The sequence below is a fragment of the Sphingobacterium sp. UBA7625 genome (assembly GCF_002484085.1).
Classification (GTDB): Bacteria; Bacteroidota; Bacteroidia; order Sphingobacteriales; family Sphingobacteriaceae; genus Sphingobacterium; species Sphingobacterium athyrii.
Window position 1 is genome coordinate 79,464 of record NZ_DLJD01000009.1, and the last position, 410, is coordinate 79,873.

At 40.7% G+C, this 410-nt stretch carries 1 protein-coding gene and 1 pseudogene; both read right to left on the bottom strand.

All coding sequences use genetic code 11. The annotated features are described in order from the left end of the window. A pseudogene (locus tag B4G94_RS03990) lies at positions 1-305 on the bottom strand (preprotein translocase subunit SecY); the annotation flags it as partial. Positions 306-308: 3 nt separating this feature from the next. Further along, the coding region (locus B4G94_RS03995; protein WP_286857286.1) for an uL15m family ribosomal protein at positions 309-410 on the bottom strand (102 nt) is incomplete at its 5' end.

The window sequence follows — 410 nt, forward strand, 5'->3', positions numbered from 1 at the left end:
TTCTGCATCTTTTGGAAGTAAGGAACCGCGATGCCCAGCAATTGAACAACAATGGATGCCGAGATATATGGCATTACCCCTAAAGCAAAGATAGCCGAACGAGAGAATGATCCCCCCGCAAACATATCCAGTAAGCCCAATAAACCCTCTTTTTGACCGGAAGCCAAAGCTTGAGGATTTACACCTGGTAATACCACGTGACATCCAATACGGTAAATCAAAAGAAAAAGTAAGGTATTTAGAATACGCGTACGTAAATCATCGATTTTCCAAATATTGGTTAAGGTTGTGATTAGTTTCTTCATTTATTAAATTTTAACGATAGAACCGCCTGCAGCTTCAATAGCTTTTTGAGCAGAAGCAGTAAACGCGTGCGCTGTTACTTCAACTTTAGCTTTCAATTCACCGCG